The 18,011-nt window shown below is 75.5% G+C and carries 17 protein-coding genes and 1 riboswitch; of the genes, 9 read left to right on the top strand and 8 right to left on the bottom strand.

Annotation, left to right across the window (positions count from 1 at the left end):
* Window positions 1–169: 169 nt before the first annotated feature.
* Together ACL02T_RS32390 and ACL02T_RS32385 are read left to right on the top strand one after the other, a co-directional pair.
* Window positions 170–970: an enoyl-CoA hydratase/isomerase family protein gene (locus tag ACL02T_RS32390; protein ID WP_412834620.1), complete on the top strand. Its 801-nt coding sequence runs from the start codon at window positions 170–172 to the stop codon at window positions 968–970.
* 122 nt (window positions 971–1,092) lie between these two features.
* Complete coding sequence (locus tag ACL02T_RS32385) at window positions 1,093–1,572, top strand: ATP-binding protein (RefSeq protein WP_412834619.1); 480 nt, start codon at window positions 1,093–1,095, stop codon at window positions 1,570–1,572.
* A gap of 106 nt (window positions 1,573–1,678) precedes the next feature.
* On the opposite strand, the gene ACL02T_RS32380 is transcribed toward ACL02T_RS32385, so the two are convergent.
* The 5 genes from ACL02T_RS32380 to ACL02T_RS32360 form a co-directional block, all read right to left on the bottom strand.
* Window positions 1,679–2,548 (bottom strand): AfsR/SARP family transcriptional regulator, encoded by an 870-nt coding sequence (locus tag ACL02T_RS32380; protein WP_412834618.1) that lies wholly within the window; start codon window positions 2,546–2,548, stop codon window positions 1,679–1,681.
* 254 nt (window positions 2,549–2,802) lie between these two features.
* On the bottom strand, window positions 2,803–3,750 hold the full coding sequence (locus ACL02T_RS32375; RefSeq protein WP_412834617.1) for an ATP-binding protein: 948 nt from the start codon (window positions 3,748–3,750) through the stop codon (window positions 2,803–2,805).
* Window positions 3,747–4,889, bottom strand: coding sequence for an MEDS domain-containing protein (locus tag ACL02T_RS32370; RefSeq protein ID WP_412834616.1), 1,143 nt, complete (start codon window positions 4,887–4,889; stop codon window positions 3,747–3,749). The genes ACL02T_RS32375 and ACL02T_RS32370 overlap by 4 nt, the downstream gene beginning before the upstream one ends.
* A 130-nt stretch (window positions 4,890–5,019) precedes the next feature.
* Window positions 5,020–6,642 (bottom strand): acetolactate synthase large subunit, encoded by a 1,623-nt coding sequence (locus tag ACL02T_RS32365; protein WP_412834615.1) that lies wholly within the window; start codon window positions 6,640–6,642, stop codon window positions 5,020–5,022.
* Window positions 6,643–6,651: 9 nt separating this feature from the next.
* Window positions 6,652–7,173, bottom strand: coding sequence for an OsmC family protein (locus tag ACL02T_RS32360; protein ID WP_412834614.1), 522 nt, complete (start codon window positions 7,171–7,173; stop codon window positions 6,652–6,654).
* 53 nt (window positions 7,174–7,226) lie between these two features.
* Here ACL02T_RS32360 and clsA point away from each other — a divergent pair, with 53 nt between their 5' ends.
* The 5 genes from clsA (at window position 7,227) to ACL02T_RS32335 (ending at window position 10,387) form a co-directional block, all read left to right on the top strand.
* Window positions 7,227–7,832, top strand: coding sequence for a cardiolipin synthase ClsA (gene clsA / locus ACL02T_RS32355; RefSeq protein WP_412834613.1), 606 nt, complete (start codon window positions 7,227–7,229; stop codon window positions 7,830–7,832).
* Window positions 7,833–7,842: 10 nt separating this feature from the next.
* The gene (gene gcvH, locus ACL02T_RS32350; RefSeq protein WP_412834612.1) at window positions 7,843–8,250 is read left to right on the top strand and encodes a glycine cleavage system protein GcvH; all 408 of its coding nucleotides are present in this window, start codon (window positions 7,843–7,845) and stop codon (window positions 8,248–8,250) included.
* A gap of 305 nt (window positions 8,251–8,555) precedes the next feature.
* The gene (gene garA, locus ACL02T_RS32345) at window positions 8,556–9,005 is read left to right on the top strand and encodes a glycogen accumulation regulator GarA (protein WP_412834611.1); all 450 of its coding nucleotides are present in this window, start codon (window positions 8,556–8,558) and stop codon (window positions 9,003–9,005) included.
* A 121-nt stretch (window positions 9,006–9,126) separates the two neighbouring features.
* Complete coding sequence (locus ACL02T_RS32340) at window positions 9,127–9,603, top strand: bifunctional nuclease family protein (protein ID WP_379562937.1); 477 nt, start codon at window positions 9,127–9,129, stop codon at window positions 9,601–9,603.
* Window positions 9,604–9,808: 205 nt separating this feature from the next.
* Complete coding sequence (locus ACL02T_RS32335) at window positions 9,809–10,387, top strand: MerR family transcriptional regulator (protein WP_372462991.1); 579 nt, start codon at window positions 9,809–9,811, stop codon at window positions 10,385–10,387.
* An 88-nt stretch (window positions 10,388–10,475) separates the two neighbouring features.
* Here the strand turns inward: ACL02T_RS32335 and ACL02T_RS32330 are convergent, their stop codons facing one another.
* From ACL02T_RS32330 to ACL02T_RS32320, 3 genes are all read right to left on the bottom strand, one after another.
* A complete protein-coding gene (locus ACL02T_RS32330; RefSeq protein ID WP_412834610.1) occupies window positions 10,476–11,096 on the bottom strand; it encodes a hypothetical protein in 621 nt (206 codons plus the stop codon).
* 101 nt (window positions 11,097–11,197) lie between these two features.
* Window positions 11,198–13,504, bottom strand: coding sequence for an MMPL family transporter (locus tag ACL02T_RS32325; protein WP_412834609.1), 2,307 nt, complete (start codon window positions 13,502–13,504; stop codon window positions 11,198–11,200).
* A 7-nt stretch (window positions 13,505–13,511) separates the two neighbouring features.
* The gene (locus ACL02T_RS32320) at window positions 13,512–14,162 is read right to left on the bottom strand and encodes a hypothetical protein (protein ID WP_412834608.1); all 651 of its coding nucleotides are present in this window, start codon (window positions 14,160–14,162) and stop codon (window positions 13,512–13,514) included.
* A 107-nt stretch (window positions 14,163–14,269) separates the two neighbouring features.
* On the opposite strand from ACL02T_RS32320, the gene ACL02T_RS32315 reads away from it, so the two are divergent.
* On the top strand, window positions 14,270–14,707 hold the full coding sequence (locus ACL02T_RS32315; protein WP_412834607.1) for a hypothetical protein: 438 nt from the start codon (window positions 14,270–14,272) through the stop codon (window positions 14,705–14,707).
* Window positions 14,708–14,761: 54 nt separating this feature from the next.
* Window positions 14,762–14,859, top strand: a riboswitch (glycine riboswitch).
* A gap of 242 nt (window positions 14,860–15,101) precedes the next feature.
* Window positions 15,102–17,954, top strand: a complete 2,853-nt coding sequence (gene gcvP / locus ACL02T_RS32310) for an aminomethyl-transferring glycine dehydrogenase (protein WP_412834624.1) — start codon at window positions 15,102–15,104, stop codon at window positions 17,952–17,954.
* Window positions 17,955–18,011 lie beyond the last annotated feature (57 nt).

Genomic DNA, 18,011 nt, shown 5'->3' with positions numbered 1-18,011 from the left:
GAGCGGTTCCTCGGCCAGTTCGCCGAGGACGTCGTCCCGAAGCTGCGGACGCTGGCCTGAGCGGCCCGGTGTCGGGTGCCTCACCCGGCATGATCGTTCCCTCCGGTCAGTGCTGACCGTTAGTCTGCCGGGGTCGACGGGGACGCGCCCCGGGTGAGGAGTGGCTGGGATGAGCGGTGCGAGCGGCAGTCCGGTGGTCGCGCAGGACGGACGCGTGCTGCGCTGCCGGGTGACGGCGGGCAAGGCCGGCGCGCTCGACCGGGGGGCGCTGTCCGAGGTCGCCGAGGCGCTGCGCGGCCTGGGCACCACCGAGGAGGCGGCCGAGCGCGGCGTCGGCGCGGTGCAGCTCGCCCACGACGGCGGCAACTTCTGCGCGGGCGGCGACGTCCGGTCGTTCGCCGCGGCGGAGGACCGCGGCGCATTCGTCCGCGAGGTCGCCGACCACTTCCACGAGATGCTCGAGGCGTACGTGCGGTGCGCCGTCCCGACCGTGGCCGGCGTGCAGGGATGGGCCGCCGGTGCCGGGATGAGCCTGGTGCTGGCCACGGACGTGGTCGTCGTCGGTGCCTCGACGCGGATCCGGCCCGCCTACCCCGCGATCGGGTTCTCGCCCGACGGCGGGATGAGCTGGACGCTGCCGCGGATCGTCGGGTTGGCCCGGGCGCGGCACATCCTGCTGACCGACCAGGTGCTCGGCGCCGAGGACATGCTGTCGCTGGGCATCGCGTCGATGCTGGTCGCGGACACCGAGCTGACCGCCGAGGCGGAGGCCACGGCCTACCGCCTCGCCCAGGGTCCGAGCGCGGCGCTGGGGCGGATCAAGCGCCTCCTGGCCGGGACCTTCGACCACGACCTGCGCACCCATCTCGACGCCGAGGCGGCCTCGATCTCGGCCAGTGCGGCCGGTCCGGAGGGGGCGGAGGGACTCACCGCCTTCGGGGAGAAGCGGCCGCCCCGCTTCCACGGCTAGGAGAGCGGTCCCCGCCACCCTTCCCGAAGGGCACCTGTTTGCCGCGCGCGGCGTCGGGGGATACCAGGCGAGGCGGCCGAACCCGGTGCGCCACCGTCGATTTCCCCGGGGGCACTCCGCTCGTGAACGTGCACGGCCCGCACGGCGGCTTCCCGGCCGCGCCCGCCGCGTCGGTCTCCGCGGTCCGGCCGGCGCGGGCGGTCCCGGACGAGCTGCGCATCGTCCGTACGGCGCTGGCCGACGAGCTCTCCGGCATCCGCAGCGCCGTCTCCCGCTGGGGCCGGCGTGCGGGCCTGCCCGCCGACGTGCTCGTCGACCTGCTGCTCGCGGTGGGAGAGGCCGCGGCCAACGTCGTGGACCACGCCTACCGCGGCGGGCCGCCCGGGCCGGTCGAGGTCGACCTGCAGCTGCGCCGCCGCCGGTCGGGCACCGTGATCGCCGCGCGGATCTCCGACCAGGGCCGTTGGCGTCCGGCGTCGGCGGGCGCGGTCCGCGACCGCGGCCGTGGGCTGCCGATGATCCGCGCCCTGGCCGCCCGGATCGACGTCGTCGCCACCGGCCGCGGCACCGAGGTCTGCCTGGAGCTGGCCGTCCCCGGCTGAGCGGCAACCGGCCGTCCCCCGGCGCAGCGCCGCCGCACACGTCCCCGAGAACGCCGGAACCCCGGCCGCGGGAGCGACCGGGGTCCGGTGGGTCGGACGAGCAGGCTCAGCGGCCGGGCACCGAGCCGCCGGCGAGCAGGCGGCGCGAGGCGCCGGGCGTGGCCGGCCGCGCGGCGCGCAGGCCGGGCAGGACCACCGCGGACCGCTGCACCGGGCGGCGGAACCCGCCCATCGCGGGCCGGATCGGCCAGGCGGCGGCGGGCGGGAACAGGCCCTCGAGACCCGCGCTCTCCGGGCCGACGCTGGTGCGCAACAGCTCCTGGAACGCGTCGTACTGGGCGACCGCCTCGACCACGTCGCCCTTCGCCAGCAGCGCCTCGATCAGGGCCCGGCGCGCGCTCTCCCGGCTGGGGGCGGCGGCGACGGCGATCTCGGCGATCTCCACGGCGTCGGCGAACAGACCGGTCGCGGTGAGCTTCAGGGAGACCTCCTCCAGCGCGGCGAGCCGGAGCTGGCGGAAACGTTCGCGCTCGACGGCGATCCACGGGGAGGTCCAGGCGGGCAGGATGTCCTCGGTCAGCAGGTCGACCGCGGGACGGTCGGTGAGCCGGCCGCCGCCGGAGAAGGCGCGGACCAGGAGCATCGCGTCGGACAGGTCCACCTCGACCTCGTCGGCCAGGACCAGCGGGGCGGCCTCGTCGCCCGCGTCGCCCACGAGCAGGCCCGGTACGTCGATGCCGCTCACCGCCTCCGCGAGCAGCCGGTGCGCGGCCTCGGCCGGGACACCCGGCCACAGGTCGGCGGCGAGGCCGCTGCGCCGCTGCGGCCGGCGGTGCACGGCCAGGTAGGCGACGACGCGGCGGGAGTCCACGCTCAACGGCACCGTGGCGCCGTCCGAGGTGAGACCGAACGACCCGAGCACCGTGATGCGGTGGCCCGGGCACTCCGTGAGGGATCGGCGGTGACCGTCAGACATGGTTTTCCCGACTTGTGGTGGTACTCGACTGGTGACCCGTGGGCACGCCTCGTGGGCTCCGTGCCGCCGAACAGTGTTCTCCGGACGACCTGGATTGCCAAGAGGCTGTTTCGTCACAGTTACGATCTCCGAGTACCTTATCGACGAGCCGCAGGTACCGCCGTAGTGGTGACGCCCGGAAGCGATCTTAACCCACGACTCGCGACCCGGTCGGGCCACCCCTGCCACCCGATCGACACGGGTGGTTCCCGCGCTCAGGGCGTCGCGTGCAACCGCACGTGCGTGCCGGCGCGGTCCTGCCACACGTGCAGCAGGTCGCAGAGCTGCCGCGCGATCCACACCCCGCGCCCGCGGGGCTCCGCGGGGTGCGGGGCGGTCAGGCCCGGCAGCGGCTCGCCGAGCCGCCCGGTGTCGTGGACCTCGCACACCAGCCCGCCCGCCGTCGCCCACAGCTGGATCTCCGCCTGCGGCGCCCCGTGCTCGACGGCGTTGGTGGCGATCTCGTTGACGGCGAGCACCAGGTCCTCGGAGCGAACGGGGTCGAACCCCAGCGCCGGCGCGAGCCGGGCGACCATCCGGCGGACCTCGTGGAGCTGCCAGGAGTTGTACCGGTACGTCACGTCCGGCGGCCCCAGGACCTGCGGCGCCGCGCGGTCGCGCCCGCGCAGGACCTCGAGCGGGCAGTGGTGCGCCGGGTTCTCCCGCAGCGTGCCGGCCTCGAGCAGGTACGGGTGGTTCGCCCGGGCGCCCTCGAGCACCTCCAGGTGCAGCGGCCAGGCCGGGTAGAGGCAGACGAGGTCGACGGGCAGGTCGGCCAGGGAGACGTTGAGGGCGGCGTCGAGCTCGGTCCAGTAGCTCCCGTCGACACCGTCGTGCACCGGGTCGTGCGCGCACAGCACCGTGACCCCGGCGTCGCTCTGCACGAGCGAGCGCAGTTCCCGGGCCCAGGTCGCGGCCGTCGTCTGCCCGGAGCCGCCGGACGGCCCGTACGGCGCGGTCAGCGCGGCGACGCCGGCGTGCCCGACCGCCTCGAACACGGCCTTCTCGACGGCGGTCGGCGCCGCCACCGCGAACTGCTCACCCCGGCGGACGGTGGTCCGGGCGAAGGCGACGGCCCGGGTGAGCTGGTCCGCGGGTCCGTCGTGCAGCTCCAGCGCGTGCCGCAGCCGGGTGTGCGCGGGCACCCGGGACTCGATCCTCATCGTGCCGCCCCCTCCCGCTCGGGCACGGCCTCGGGCGGCTCGTCCGCCCCTGGTGCGAGGGGCGCGCCGGTCTTCCCGGTGTCGGTCGCCCCCGTAGCGGTCGCCCCCGTGTCCGTCGCCCCCGTGTCCGTCGCCCCCGTGTCCGTCGGCCCGGCGTCGGAGATCCGCGCGCCGGATCCGTTCCCGGCGCCACGGCCGGCCCCGGCGAGCCGCCGCTCCCGGGGACCGTGCGGCTCGTCCGCCGGCCGGGGCAACCGGGCGGGTGGCTGCTGCGCCCCGCGGACCACGAGCTGGGTCGCGAACGGGGCGCCGCACCGGTCGAGCACCCGCTGCACGCCCGGCCGGACGTCGCCGAGCACCAGCCGGTGGCTGCTCGGGAACTCCTCGGCCGCGTGCACCAGGGCGACCGCGCCGGCGACGTCGACGAAGCGCAGCGAGGCCAGGTTGAGCTCGATGTCGGTGGGCGCGTCCGCCGAGCGCAGCGCCCGGTCGAGCGTGTCGGTGATCAGCTTGTGGATCACCGGCCGGTTGCTGTGGTCGGCCTCGCCGGCCAGCCGGACCGCGGTGGCGCCGGTCTGGGTGATCCGCAGCAGACCGTCGTCGTAGGCGGCGGGGGAGACGAGCTCCTCACGGTGGGCCGCCCGCATCCGCTCGATCTGCTCCGGCGAGTAGTGCCCGTGGTCGTAGAGGCACAGGACGGTGAGCCGGCGCTCCCGGGCGACGTCGTCGAGCGCGGCGTCGTAGGCGGTCATGGGGACGCCGGCGGGCGCATCGGCGCCGTAGCTCAGCTGGCCGGTCATCCGGAAGCCCGACCAACCCTGGGCCACCGAGCCGTCGACGTAGGAGTGGAGCAGTGCGCGGACGTCGGCCACGGGGGAGCGGAACGCGCCCCGGGTCACGTCCACGGGCACGACCTGCAGCTGGCCGCTGCGCAGGGTGGCGGCGACCGGCATCCGGTCCTCGGTCAGGCGCTCCAGCACGCGCTCGGAGGTGCCGTCGTCGAAGTAGACGACCTTCTCGTTGCGGTGCAGCCCGCCGGCGAGGAAACGGGCCGTGAGCTCCCAGAGCTGCTCGTCGCTGACCGGCACGGCACAGGCGTGGTCGCCCGACGCCAGATCCTCTGCCGCTCGCACGCTCATGTCTCTCGCTCGCTGCTCGTGACCAGATCGCCACCCTACGGCCGTGACGGGGGGTCGTCGGCCCTGTGACCCGGGGTACCCGCGCCGAAGCGCCACGACACGGCGACGAACGGTGGGACCGGCGGTCGCGTCACGGGACCAATGGCGGCACCTGCGCGGCGACCAGGTGGGGCCCGGGCTCGGCCGCCGCCCGGCGGAGTGCCTCGGCCAACTCCTGGGCGGTGGTCGCCCGTACCGCGGGGACCCCCATCCCGGTGGCGAGCGCGACGAAGTCCAGCCGGGGCCCGCCGAGGTCCAGCAGCGCGCGGGCGGGGGAGTCCGCCGGCAGGGACGCGCCGACACCGAGCAGCTCCCCGCGCAGGATCGCGTAGGCGCCGTTGTCGTAGACCACGGTGGTGATGTCGAGGTTCTCCCGCGCGTGGGTCCACAGCGCCGAGATCGTGTACATCGCACTTCCGTCCGCCTGCAGGCACCACACGGGCCGGTCCGGGCACGCGACGGCGGCGCCGGTGGCCGCCGGCAGACCGAACCCGATGGCCCCGCCGGTGAGCGTGAGCCAGTCGTGGCGCGGCGCCCCGGCCGTCGCCTCCGGCAGCGGGAAGCCCGAGGTGACGGCCTCGTCCACGACGACGGCGCCCTCCGGCAGCAGCGCCCCGACGACCGCGGCGGCGGACTCCACGGTCAGCGGTCCGGTGGGCAGCGCGGGCCGGGCGGGCTCGGCGCGCGGCACGTCCGTGACGTCGCCGGCGACCAGGTCCGCGAGCGCCTCCAGGGCGACCGTCCCGGCCGCCCCGAGCTCGGTGACCCGGTGCACGGTGGCCCCCTCCGGCACCAGGTCGCCGCGCTTGCCGGGGTAGCCGAAGAAGGTCACGGGGGCGCGGGCCCCGGCGAGCACGAGGTGCGCGGTGCCGGCGAGCTGGCGGGCGGCCACGTCGCCGGGGTAGGCGAGCCGGCTGACCCGCGGGACGCCCGCGCCGCGTTCCATCCGGGTCGGGAAGCACTCGGCGAGCACCCGGGCACCGGTCGCGACCGCGATCCGGTGCGCCGCGACCAGACCGCGCTCCCGCAGGCCGGTGCCGCCGACCAGCAGGGTGCAGGCCTCGCCGGACCAGAGCGCCTTGGCCGCGGACTCCAGGCCGTCGGCGTCGAGGGCGCCGCGCCCCGGAGCGCCCGGGGGCGCGACGGTGCCCGGCTCGAGGCCGGTCGCCGAGGTCCACGCGACGTCGGCGGGCACGAGCAGGGTGGACACGGCGGGCGGCGGGCCGCCGGCGGCCGCCACGGCGTCGGCGGCGTCCCGGCCCAGGTCCGCGGTGGCCGTGCTGCGGTGCACCCACGCCGAGACGGTGCCGGCCAGCGCGTCGACGTCCGACTCCAGCGGGGCGTCGAGCGGCTTGTGGTCGAGCGCGTGGTCGCCGACGACGTTGACCACCGGGGTGCCGGCCCGCCGCGCGTTGTGCAGGTTCGCGGTGCCGTTGGCCAGGCCGGGTCCGAGGTGCAGCAGCGTGGCGGCCGGCTTGTCCGCCATCCGCGCGTAGCCGTCCGCGGCGCCGGTGGCCACGCCCTCGAACAGCGTCAGCACCGCCCGCATCCGCGGCTCGGCGTCGAGCGCCGCCACCAGGTGCATCTCGGAGGTGCCGGGGTTGGCGAAGCAGACGTCGACGCCCGCATCGACGAGGGTGCGCAGCAGCACCTGCGCTCCCGTGGTCTGCGGTCCGGTCTCGGGTCCTGCCGCGCTCGTCTCGGGTCCTGCCATGCCGCGACGTTACCGGGCTGTGGTGACGGCCACCTCGGTGTGCGGGTTGCCCTTGATGGTCTGCAGCACCACGCAGTACCGCTCGGTGAGCGCGACCAGGCGCGCGACCTGGTCCTCGTCGGCGGTGGTGTCCAGCGCGAAGGACAGCCGGACGTCGCGGAACCCGACGGGCGCCTCCTTGTCGACGCCCAGGGTGCCGCGGAAGTCCAGGTCGCCCTCGGCGCGCACGGTGCCGGAGACCTCCAGGCCCATCGACGTCGCCACCGCCCGCATCGTGACCCCGGCGCAGGCCACCAGCGCCTCGAGGAGCATGTCGCCGGAGCACAGCTGGGTGCCGTCGCCGCCGGTGGCGGGGTGCAGGCCGGCCTCCGCCAGGGCGCCCGCGATCGCGCCGGCGGTGCGGACCCGGCAGGCGATGCCGGTGCCGTCGAGCTCGCCGTCGGCGTGCAGCGTGACCACGGCGGAACCCGGGTCCTCCTGGTACTGCTTCTTCAGCGGGGCCTGCACGTCGCGCAGCCGGGTGGCGTCCATGGGGACATCGTGGCCCGCCGGCGGGTGCGATCACCACCGGTACCCTCCCCGTCGTGACAGGGGTGATCCGGCAGGAGCGGGTGCTCACCGTCCCCAACCTCCTCAGCGTGCTGCGTCTCGCCGGGGTCCCGCTGTTCCTGTGGCTGCTGCTCGGACCGCACGCCGACGGCTGGGCGCTCCTCGTGCTCGCCGTCGGTGGGATCACCGACTGGGCGGACGGGAAGCTCGCCCGCCTGCTGAACCAGTACTCGCGGCTCGGGGAGATGCTCGACCCCGCCGTCGACCGGCTCTACATCCTCGCGGCGCTGGTCGCGCTCGGCGTCCGCGGGATCGTGCCCTGGTGGGTGGTGGCGGTGCTCGTGGGCCGCGACCTCGTGCTCGGCGTCTGCGTGGGGGTGCTGCGCCGCCACGGTTACGGTCCGTTCCCGGTGATCTACCTCGGCAAGGCGGCGACGTTCCTGCTGCTCTACGCCTTCCCGCTCCTGCTGCTGGGCACCCGCACCGGGTTCTGGGGCGAGCTCGCCCGCCCGTTCGGCTACGCCTTCGCGGCCTGGGGCGTGGCCCTCTACCTGTGGTCCGGCCTGCTGTACCTCGCGCAGTTCGTCCTGGCGATGCGCGCGGGCCCGGTCCGTTCCGACCGATCACGCCCCGAGGTCTAGGCTGCGCAGCGTGACTGCCGAGCAGACCGCCACGCCGGACGACCTGCGGTACACCGAGGCCCACGAGTGGGTGCGGGTCCTCGACGGCGACCGGGTACGGGTCGGGGTCACCGACCACGCGCAGGAGCAGCTCGGCGACGTCGTGTTCGTGCAGCTTCCCGGGGTGGGCGACACCGTCGCGCAGGGCGACGCGATGGGCGAGGTGGAGTCGACCAAGTCCGTCTCGGACATCTACGCCCCGCTCGCCGGTGAGGTCGTGGCCGTCAACACGGCGCTGGAGGACACCCCGGAGCTGATCAACTCCGCGGCCTACGGCGACGGATGGATCGTCGAGCTCGAGCTCGGCGAGGGCGGCGCGGAGGCACTCGCCGGCCTGCTCGACGCGGCCGCCTACCGGCAGCTCGTCGAGGGCGCCTAGGGGGGGCGTCTGGTGGATCACCGTCGATGGGCCTCGGTGATCCGGGCGGCTCCTGGCAAGGCGGAGCCGGGTCCTCATACCGGGCGTATTCGCACCCGGCGACAACGCAGCCAGGGGTCGTCCGGGCGCCGAGACCGCGGCGGATGATCCACCAGACGCCCCCTAGCCCCGTCCCCCGGCCCCCGCGCCCGGCCCCGGCACGATAGGTTCGGGCGGTCGTGCCGGGCGGCCGCACGACAGCAAGCCCCCGCGTCGCCTTTCCAGCGGCGCGGCCGGGACCGCACCACGCAGGAGGAGACCCCGAGGTGACCACGAACGACGGGCCCGGCGTTCCGCCGGAGCGTTCCCCGGAGACCACGTCGGTCTTCCGGGCGGACTTCCTGGCCGATGTCGAGCCGCCCGCCCGGGAGCAGCCGGTCTCGGGGGTCGACGCGCTGCCGCCCGGCTCGGCCCTGCTGGTCGTGCGCCGGGGCCCGAACGCCGGGTCGCGCTTCCTGCTGGACCGGCCGACCACGAGTGCGGGGCGGCACCCGGACAGCGACATCTTCCTCGACGACGTCACCGTCTCGCGGCGGCACGCGGAGTTCCGGCGCGACTCGGGCGAGTTCGTCGTCGTCGACGTCGGCAGCCTGAACGGGACCTACGTCAACCGGGAACCCGTCGACACGGCGGTGCTCGCCAACGGCGACGAGGTCCAGATCGGGAAGTTCCGGCTCGTCTTCCTCACCGGGCACGAGCCCGGGACGGAGGGCTGACCGGGCGCGGAGGCGTTGCGGGTCGGAAAAGTCACCGCCGACGCCCGTCCGGAGGCGCGCGAAGCACCGGTCGCCCGTGTAGCGTCGAGCATGTCGGACCCCAGGGTGAGGAGGCGGGCGCATGAGCGAGATGCGCGTCGTGGGAGTCAGGGTCGAACTGCCCGCCAACCAGCCCATCCTCCTGTTGCGGGAGACGCAGGGCGACCGCTACCTGCCGATCTGGATCGGCTCGGTCGAGGCCACTGCGATCGCGCTGGAGCAGCAGGGGGTCAAGCCCGCCCGTCCGCTGACCCACGACCTGCTGAAGGACGTGATCGGCGCGCTCGGGCGGCGGCTGGAACAGGTGCGGATCACCGATCTTCAGGAGGGCACGTTCTACGCCGAGCTGATCTTCGACGGCGGGATCACCGTGTCCGCGCGACCGAGTGACTCGGTGGCGCTCGCGCTCCGCGTCGGGGTGCCGATCCACGCCGACGAGAGCGTGCTCTCCGAGGCCGGGCTGGTCATCCCGGACGAGCAGGAGGACGAGGTCGAGAAGTTCCGCGAGTTCCTCGACTCGGTGTCCCCCGAGGACTTCCGCGGAGCCCAGCCGGGCTGATCCCCGGGTGGGCTCCGGCCGTCGGAAGGGCCCGGACGGGCCCGACCCCGGCCGAGGGGTGACGGCCGATCGCCGACACGCCCGGGTGAGCAGGGCGTACGGCGGCGTGGCGCGTTGACCGTGGGCGTCGGCGCGCTTACGGTCGGCTCCGTCATCAGGTGAGTGGTCGTCGGGACAGGAGGTCCCGGCCGGCGGAGGGAGTGCCGTGGACGGGTCGTCGTCCGACGGGCCCGAGCAGGGCGAGCTCTTCCCGGACCCGCTGGTCGGGGAAGGCCTCGACGGCCTGCCGGACCAGCTCGTCGGGTTCCGGGGCCCCACCGCCTGCCAGGTCGTCGGCATCACCTACCGGCAACTGGACTACTGGGCCCGCACCGGGCTCGTCGTGCCCTCGATCCGCGGGGCGGCCGGCTCCGGGTCGCAGCGGCTCTACTCCTTCAAGGACGTCCTGGTCCTCAAGGTCGTCAAGCGCCTGCTCGACGCCGGGGTGTCCCTGCAGAACATCCGGGTCGCGGTCGAGCACCTGCGCCGCCGCGGGATCCGGGACCTCGCCCAGATCACGCTCTTCTCCGACGGCACCACGGTCTACGAGTGCACCTCGCCCGAGGAGGTCGTCGATCTGCTGCAGGGCGGCCAGGGCGTCTTCGGCATCGCCGTGTCGGGCGCGATGCGCGAGATCAGCGGCTCGATCAAGGACTTCCCCGTCGAGCGCGCCGACGGCGGTTCGGTCGACGAGGCACCCGAGGACGAGCTCTCCCGCCGCCGGGCCCGCCGCGCCATCAGCTGACCGTCCGGGTCGGACTCCTCCCGACGCCGCCCGAGCACCCCGCCCGGGCGGGTCCGTGAGGGCACCCGCCGGGCGGGGCGGGGTCGTGTCAGCCCCCGGAGCCGGGCTGGCCGAGGGGCAGGTCCGCGCACTCCGGCGCCTGCTGCACCGCCGCGGCCAGCTCGGGGTCGTTGTTCAGCGTGTCGCGCACCTGCGCCGCGTCGCCGGCGCCGGCCGCGGTCTGGCCGGCGGACCGGACCGCGTCGGCGACGGCTGCGGGATCGCTGGTGTCGACGTTGGCCAACTGGTCACGCGCGGCCGTCAGGTTGTCGCGCAGATCGTTGAGCTGCGCCTGCAGGTCGTCGCGCACGGCCGCCCCGTTGTCGGTGGGCGGCGCTCCCGCCTGCCCGATCTGGTTCGCCGCCTGCTCGGCCGCGGACCCGGCGTTCTCGAAGTAGGTGAGGTAGGCGTCGCGCGTGGCGGCGAGGTCGTTGAGATCCGGCTGCGGTGGCGCACCGAGGGACTGGTAGACGGGCGCGAGCGCCGAGCACACCTGCCCGGCCCAGGCCACCGTGTCGGCCTGCGGCTGCCCCGAGCCGTCGGTCGGCGCCGGGGCCGTCGCGGTGGTCTGGGCCGCGGCGCCCGGCACCGTGTCCCCGGCGCACCCGGCCAGTGTGAGGCAGGAGGCGGCGGCGACGGCGGCCACGACCGACCCTCGAAACGGTTTCATGACACTCCCTTCCCCGACGCCACGCCGGCGCCGGTCTCCTCCCGCGCCTACCCGCTCCGTGGGCCGTACCCGGACCGCGGCCGGGGTTCGAAGGGCGATCGTCAGGTCGGGCCTCCCGCCGGGGCCTCGTCCCCGCGGCCGGGCGCCGTCCGCACTGCGTCCGGGTCCACCGGCCGGGCCAGCCGCCGGCCGGGCCAGCCGCTCGCCCGGCCGACGAGGGACACGAGCGAGGGCACCAGGACCGACCGGACCACGAAGGCGTCGATGAGGACGCCCACCGCGACGGCGAAACCGAGCTCCTGGAAGGGGGACACGGGGATCAGCGTCACGAGCGCGAAGCTCACCGCGAGCGTCACGCCCGCGACGTTGATCGCCCGGGTGGAGCGCGGGACGGCGACGGCGAGGGCCTCGCCCAGGGGTCTGGTGCGGGCCTCCTCCCAGATGTAGCCCACGCTGAAGATCGTGTAGTCCGAGCCCAGCGACACGAGCAGCACCGCCGCGGCGAACGGCACGTAGAAGATCACCCCGTCCTGGCCGAGGACGTCCTGGAAGAACCAGGTCGTGATGCCCAGGGTCGCCCCGACGGCGAGCACCGAACTGGCCAGCAGGTAGAGCGGCGCCACCAGGGCCCGCAGGAACACGACGAGCAGCAGGAGGTCGACCACGGCCACCGCGATCGCGACCCGGACGAGGTCCGACTCCGCCGTGTCCACCAGGGAGAGCCCCAGCGCGGTGTCGCCGGCGTAGGAGACCTCGGCCCCGGGCAGGCCGGCCTCCGCCAGCAGTGCGGGCATCTGCTCGCGCAGGTCACGCAGGGTGTCGATGGCCTCGGCACCGAGCGGGTCGTCGTCGAGCACGACCAGGTAGCGGGCCGCGCCGCCGTCGGGGGCCAGGAAGAGGCCGAGCGCGAAGGGCAGCGGCTGGTCGCCGGGGCCGAGGACCTCGGCGACGCCCGGTCGGGCCTCCACGAGCCGCCCGAGGCGGTCGAGCGCCGCCCGGTCCGCGGAGATCCCGGGTTCGGCCACGACGAGGGCGGTCGGCGCGATCACGCCGGGGGCGAAGCCCTCGCCGGCGGCCTCGGCGGCCACCCGCGCCGGCTCGTCGGCCGGCAGGGCGTCGACCGGCGACACGGCGGTGCGCAGCCCGACGGCCGGGAGGGTCGCCGCGACCAGCACGCCCAACCCGGCCAGCGCGACCAGCGCCGCGACCCAACGCCGGCGGACGATCCGCACGAGTCCGGTCCGCACGACGGCGCGCCCCTCCGGCTGCGCGGCGGTCGGCCGTGGTGCGGACCCCGGCCAGAACGTCCCCCGGCCCAGCACGGCCATCAGGGCGGGGGTCACCGTGGTGGACACGGCCAGGCCGACCAGCACGGCGATCGCCAGCCCCGGCCCGAAGGCCTGGAACAGCGCGGACTCGGCCACGACGAGCGTCGACACCCCGGCGGCGACGGTGAGGCCGGCGACGGCGACGATCGGCAGGTACTCCGCGACGGCCGCACGGGCGGCGTCCTTCGGCGGGTCGCCCTCCCGCAGCCGGCGCCGGTACGCGAGGAGGAAGAAGATCGAGTAGTCGGTCGAGATGCCGAGGATCAACGCGACCACCACGGGCTGCAGCTGGCTCGGCGCAGCCGCCCCGGTGGCCTCGCCGAACCAGCCGATCAGGCGGTCGGCGAGGAGGTAGCCGAGAGCCGCGGTCGCCAGCGTGACCACCGGGGCCAGCACCGAGCGGACGGCCAGCCCCACGATCAGCGCGATCGCCGCGAGCGTCGCCAGCTCCACCACCGGGAGCCACTCGGTCACCAGCCGCCCCTGGGCGACCTGCACCGGGATCGTCCCGGTCACCCCGAGGAGCCCGCCGGCGGGCTGCTCCAGGCTGTCGGCGTACTGCCCGGCGATCACGTCCTGCTCGCCGAGGTTCGCGGTCGGCGCGATGAACAGGTAGCTGACGACCGTGGTGTAGGCGGGATCCACCCCGGGGAACAGCAGCGGGCTGTTGACCAGCGGGTACGCGAGCAGGAGCTCGTCGGGCACGGGTTCGGCCCCGGTGCCGGCGTCACCGGTCACGGTCTTGCGGGCGACCTCCAGGGCCCGCAGCACCGTGTCGGCCTGCACGAACGGGTCCAGGCCCGAGGCGTCGTGCTGCACCACCGTGGTGCGGGACAGCAACGGCAGGCCGAACCGCTGGACGGCGTCGACCTGCGCCTGGATGGCCGGGTTGTCCTCGCCCACGAGACCGGAGAGCCCCGCGTTCGACCCGGCGAGCCCCGGCAGCAGCCGGACGGCGGCCACCGCGCCGAGCACGGCGGCGGCGAGGACCAGCCAGCGCAGCGCGACGACGGCCCGGGCGAACCGGGAGGCGAACCGGTGCTGCCGGCGTGCGGGCCGTTCGGGCGGCGGCGTGGACATCCCGGCGTCAGGCCTGCCGGACGGGCGGTGCCGCCGGGTGCCCGGACCCCGCCCAGGCGTCGGGCGGGCGTACGCCGAGTCGCCGCAGCTCGGCCGCGGCGAGGTGCTGGTGGCGTTCCTCGGCCACGTCCCGCCAGGGCTGGGCGCTGACCCGGAGCAGGTCCTGGTAGGGCACGCGACGCAACGCGGCGTGGGCCAGGTGCGCCGCGAGCGTCGGATCGGGTGTGCCGGCGAGTCGGCGGCGCAGCCCGCGCAGCTCGCGCCCGCGGGCGATCCGCACCGGGAGGACGACCAGCAGGCCCGGCAGCAGCCCGAGGGCGACCACGATCAGGGCGACGAGCACCGCGAGGGACTGCACGTCGCCGCGGGCCGCGAGCGCGCCCTCGCGGGCCTGCTGCGCGGTGCCGCGGATCTCGTCGGCGAGCTGGGCGGCCTGGGACCCGACGAACGGGACCTGACCCAGCGACCCGACGGCGCGCGCGGTCGCGTCGAGTGCGTCCGCCGCGCTCAGGACGCCGAGGTGCAGGTCGGCGACCTGCCAGATCTGGATCCCCGCGAGCACGCCGAGCACGGTGAACACGGCGGCGACCAGCACGGCGGCGAGGTCCCACCGGCGCAGCGTGCGGGCACTCGGCAGGAGCGCGAGCTCGGACATCATCGGCGCCTCCGGGCGGCAGCGGGTGCGGAGAAGATGACAGGGATCTACCCTCCCCGCCAGATCCTGAACGGTCCGGCCCCGGCCGGAGTGCGGACGGCAGGGGCGGAATGGGCGACTACGACGGCGGGCCGGTCGGCGGCGCTGCCGGAGCGGCGGACGACGCCCCCGACGGCGACGGCGAGCGGCATTCCTCCCGCGGCGGCCGCGGACGTCGGTGGCTGGTCGCCGGGCTCGTCGTCATCGCCGCGGTCGCCGGCGGTGCCGGGGGCTACCTGGTGCGGGCCCAGACGACCCCGGCGGTCGTGGCCGCGCCGCCGGCCCCGGAACCGGCCCCGCCGGCCCCGGCGGACCCCGGCCGGAGCGCCGGGCCCTCGCCCTGCCTCGAGGTGGCGCAGCGCGGGACGGACCTGGTCACCCAGCTCGAGCGGGCGGTGCGGGCGGTCGGCGACCTCGACCCGGCGGCGCTGCGCGCGGTGCTCGACGAGGTCCGGGTGCTGCGCGACGAGCTGCAGGCCGAGGTGGCGGCCTGCCGTGACCAGGCCTGATCCCGTGTCCTCGAGCGAGCGGGCGGAACGGCGCTAGGCTTGGCGGGCAGTCGCCGACCCCGTGCGGGAGAGACCCGGCCGAACTCGGGCCGGGCGCCGAAGGAGCAACTCCTCCCCGGAACCTCTCAGGCACCCGAGACCGCGTGGGTGAGACGCCTCTGGAAAGCGACGCCGGCCCGGGCCGCCGGGTGGGCGTCCGCCGACGGGGAAAGCCCGGCCCGCGCCGGGTGAATCTCTCAGGCACCCGGGTACCCGGGTGGGGACAGAGGGGGAGGGCAGCACGACCCCGCATGCCGCCCTGCCCGCCGCCCCGAGAGGTCGTTCCGTGACCGACGCACCGCTTGCCCCGTCGAGCACCACCACACCCGCCGCCGCACCCCGGCGCGGTCCCTCGCTGGCCGAGCTCGAGGCGGGGGTGCCCTTCGCCGACCGGCACGTCGGCCCCCGGCCGGCCGAGCTGGACCGCATGCTCGCCGCGATCGGCGTCGGCTCGCTGGCGGAGCTGGCCGACCGCGCGCTGCCGCCCGGCATCCGGGACTCCGGCGAGGTGCCGACCAGCATCCCGGCCCCGGTGTCGGAGAGCGGGATGCTGGCCGAGCTGCGCGGGCTCGCCGCGCGCAACACCGTGACCGTCCCGATGATCGGCCTGGGCTACGCCGGCACGGTGACCCCGCCGGTGATCCGCCGGCACGTCCTGGAGAACCCGGCCTGGTACACCGCGTACACGCCCTACCAGCCGGAGATCAGCCAGGGCCGGCTGGAGGCGTTGCTGGCCTTCCAGACCATGGTCGCCGACCTCACGGGCCTGCCGGTGGCCGGCGCCTCGCTGCTCGACGAGGCGACCGCGGCCGCCGAGGCCATGACCCTGCTGCGGCGGGCGGGCAAGGCGAAGAGCTCCCGCTTCGTGGTCGACGCCGACACCCTCCCGCAGACGATCGACGTACTGCGGACCCGGGCCGAGCCGCTCGGCATCGAGCTCGTGGTCGCCGACCTGGCCGACGGACTGCCCGAGGGCGAGCTGTTCGGCCTGCTGCTCGCGTACCCGGGCGCGTCCGGGCGGGTCACCGATCCGCGGACCGTGATCGAGGAGGTCCACTCCCGCGGCGGGCTGGTCGCGATGGCCGCGGACCTGCTCGGGCTCACCCTGCTCACCCCGCCCGGCGAGCTCGGGGCCGACGCCGCGGTGGGCACCACCCAGCGCTTCGGCGTCCCGCTCGGATTCGGCGGACCGCACGCCGGCTACCTGTCGGTGCGCCAGCAGTTCGCCCGCCAGCTGCCGGGTCGCCTCGTCGGGGTGTCCCGGGACGCCGACGGCAACCCGGCGCTGCGGCTCGCACTGCAGACCCGTGAGCAGCACATCCGGCGGGAGAAGGCGACGTCGAACATCTGTACGGCGCAGGTGCTGCTCGCCGTCGTTGCCGCCTGCTACGCGGTCTACCACGGCCCCGAGGGGCTGACCCGGATCGCCCGGCGCACCCACCGGATGGCCGCGGTGCTGGCCGCCGGGCTGCGCGCGGGCGGGGTCGAGGTGGCGCACGGCGAGTTCTTCGACACCGTCGTGGCGCGGGTGCCGGGACGTGCCCCGGAGATCGCCGACGCCCTCCACACGGCGGGGATCTCCGTGCGCCGGACCTCGTCCGACGAGCTGGGCCTGTCCTGCTCCGAGCTGACCTCGACCACGCACCTCCGCACGCTGTGGGAGGCGTTCGGCGTGACCGCGGACGTGGCGGAGCTCGACGCCGCCACCACCGACGCCCTGCCCGCGGGACTGCGGCGGGAATCGGGTTTCCTCACCCACCCGACCTTCCACGAGCACCGCTCCGAGACCGCGCTGATGCGCTGGCTGCGCCGGCTCGCCGACGCCGACCTCGCCCTCGACCGCACGATGATCCCGCTGGGCTCGTGCACCATGAAGCTCAACGCGACGGCGGAGATGGAGCCGATCACCTGGCCGGAGTTCGCGGAGCTGCACCCGTTCGCCCCCGAGCGGGACTCCGCGGGGACCCGGGAGATGATCACGCAGCTCGAGCGGTGGCTCGCCGAGCTGACCGGCTACGCCGCGGTCTCGGTGCAGCCCAACGCGGGCAGCCAGGGCGAGCTCGCCGGGCTGCTCGCCATCGCCGCCTACCACCGTTCCCGCGGCGAGGCCGGACGCGACGTCTGCCTGATTCCGTCGAGCGCCCACGGCACCAACGCGGCCTCGGCGGTCATGGCGGGCATGCGCGTGGTCGTGGTGGCCACGGACGTGGCCGGCAACGTCGACCTGGACGACCTCCGGGTCAAGATCACCGAGCACGGGTCCGCGCTCGCGGCGTTGATGATCACCTACCCGTCGACCCACGGGGTGTACGAGGCCGAGGTGCGCGACGTCTGCGCGGCGGTGCACGAGGCGGGCGGCCAGGTCTACGTCGACGGCGCCAACCTGAACGCCCTGCTCGGGCTGGCCCGGCCCGGCGCGTTCGGCGGCGACGTCAGCCACCTGAACCTGCACAAGACCTTCTGCATCCCGCACGGCGGCGGTGGGCCGGGCGTCGGGCCGGTGGCCGTCGCCGAGCACCTCGCACCGTTCCTGCCCGGGCGCGGCTCGGGCGAGCACGCCGTCGGGCCCGTCTCGGCCGCCCCGTACGGCAGCCCCGGGGTGCTGCCGATCTCCTGGGCCTACATCCGGATGATGGGCGTCGAGGGGCTGCGCCGGGCCACGCTGACCGCGGTCGCCGCGGCCAACTACGTCGCCGCCCGGCTCGGCGAGCACTACCCGGTGCTCTACGCCGGCCGGGACGGCGCCGTCGCGCACGAGTGCATCCTCGACCTGCGCGGGATCACCAAGGACTCCGGCGTGACGGTCGACGACGTCGCCAAGCGGCTCGCCGACTACGGCCTGCATGCCCCGACCATGTCCTTCCCGGTCGCCGGCACGCTGATGGTCGAACCGACCGAGAGCGAGGACCTCGCCGAGATCGACCGGTTCGTCGACGCGATGATCGGGATCCGGGACGAGATCCGCCGGGTGCAGGCGGGGGAGTGGCCGGTCGACGACAACCCGCTGCGCGGGGCGCCGCACACCGCGGCCTGCCTGGCGGACAAGTGGGACCACCCCTACCCGCGCGACCTCGCCGCCTACCCGACGGGTGCCGTGCCCGGGGTGCACGACCGCAAGGTCTGGCCCCCGGTCCGCCGGATCGACCAGGCCCACGGGGACCGCAACCTCGTCTGCTCCTGCCCGCCCGTCGAGGCCTACAGCTCCTGACCGTTTCGCACGAACGGCACTCTCTTGCGGTAGGTCCGCACACAAGTGCCGTTCGTG

Origin of the sequence: Pseudonocardia oceanicola, assembly GCF_047200735.1 — a bacterium.
Classification (GTDB): Bacteria; Actinomycetota; Actinomycetes; order Mycobacteriales; family Pseudonocardiaceae; genus Pseudonocardia.
The sequence above is the reverse complement of the archived record's forward strand: the minus strand, read 5'-3'. Positions and strand labels throughout refer to the sequence as shown.

Bases quoted from the DNA above. Each gene is read 5' to 3' on its own strand.
- ACL02T_RS32390 (WP_412834620.1), top strand. From the start codon at position 170: ATGAGCGGTGCGAGCGGCAGTCCGGTGGTCGCGCAGGACGGACGCGTG.
- ACL02T_RS32380 (WP_412834618.1), bottom strand. From the start codon at position 2,548: ATGTCTGACGGTCACCGCCGATCCCTCACGGAGTGCCCGGGCCACCGC.
- ACL02T_RS32375 (WP_412834617.1), bottom strand. From the start codon at position 3,750: ATGAGGATCGAGTCCCGGGTGCCCGCGCACACCCGGCTGCGGCACGCG.
- ACL02T_RS32370 (WP_412834616.1), bottom strand. From the start codon at position 4,889: ATGAGCGTGCGAGCGGCAGAGGATCTGGCGTCGGGCGACCACGCCTGT.
- ACL02T_RS32365 (WP_412834615.1), bottom strand. From the start codon at position 6,642: ATGGCAGGACCCGAGACGAGCGCGGCAGGACCCGAGACCGGACCGCAG.
- ACL02T_RS32360 (WP_412834614.1), bottom strand. From the start codon at position 7,173: ATGGACGCCACCCGGCTGCGCGACGTGCAGGCCCCGCTGAAGAAGCAG.
- ACL02T_RS32340 (WP_379562937.1), top strand. From the start codon at position 9,127: ATGAGCGAGATGCGCGTCGTGGGAGTCAGGGTCGAACTGCCCGCCAAC.
- ACL02T_RS32330 (WP_412834610.1), bottom strand. From the start codon at position 11,096: ATGAAACCGTTTCGAGGGTCGGTCGTGGCCGCCGTCGCCGCCGCCTCC.
- ACL02T_RS32325 (WP_412834609.1), bottom strand. From the start codon at position 13,504: ATGTCCACGCCGCCGCCCGAACGGCCCGCACGCCGGCAGCACCGGTTC.
- ACL02T_RS32320 (WP_412834608.1), bottom strand. From the start codon at position 14,162: ATGATGTCCGAGCTCGCGCTCCTGCCGAGTGCCCGCACGCTGCGCCGG.
- ACL02T_RS32315 (WP_412834607.1), top strand. From the start codon at position 14,270: ATGGGCGACTACGACGGCGGGCCGGTCGGCGGCGCTGCCGGAGCGGCG.